The sequence below is a fragment of the Caballeronia arationis genome (assembly GCF_001544975.2).
Classification (GTDB): Bacteria; Pseudomonadota; Gammaproteobacteria; order Burkholderiales; family Burkholderiaceae; genus Caballeronia; species Caballeronia arationis.
Genome location: NZ_FCOG02000571.1, coordinates 1 through 674 on the forward strand (window position 1 = coordinate 1; position 674 = coordinate 674).

A 674-nucleotide genomic window follows, 5' to 3' on the forward strand; every position below is an offset into this window, starting at 1 on the left:
GCTGTCAAAGTATTTCCGTACATCAACGTCAAGCACCCACTGTCCACCGCGATACATAATCCCCTTCCACACGGACCGCAGCGCCTCGTGAGCACTGCGACCGGGTCGGAAACCGAAAGAACAGTCGAGAAAGTCGTGTTCATAGATCGGCTCCAGAAGCATAACAATGGCGCGCTGCGCCACCTTGTCTTCGAAAGCGGGAATGCCGAGCCCACGAAGACTGCCGTCCGCCTTGGCGATGAAATGCCGACGGACTGGCAGCGCGCGGTATCGGCCTGACTTGAGCCGGTCGACGAGCCCAAGAAGATTCTGCGTGAGATTGACTGCATAATCCTCTCCGGACTGACCATCAACCCCGACGGCACCATCCCTGCGCGTACAGTCGTAGGCATACCGCACCCACTCAAAGTCGATGTAATGATTTAACGAGGTGAACGCCATCTCGGGATCACTTCTCGCCAGCATGGCTATTCGTTCCTGTTTCGTTGACACGCTTTCAGGTTTCAAAGCACCTCCGTGTTTCCCATGAACGATTCTGCAACAACGACGCCCCACTTCCCATCGACCGGGTCCGCTTGAGCGGCGTTCCCCGGCGTCATCAGTACTACGAGGGCGCTAAGACTTCCTGTGCCGAATACGAAGTCGCTTATGGATTCGCTTCTTCGCTCCAATCC

At 56.4% G+C, this 674-nt stretch carries 1 protein-coding gene; it reads right to left on the reverse strand.

Annotation, left to right across the window (positions count from 1 at the left end; all coding sequences use genetic code 11):
- Positions 1-507: reverse transcriptase domain-containing protein (locus AWB81_RS43915; protein WP_268811816.1), on the reverse strand; the 507-nt coding region annotated here is incomplete at its 3' end.
- Between the last annotated feature and the right edge of the window lie 167 nt (positions 508-674).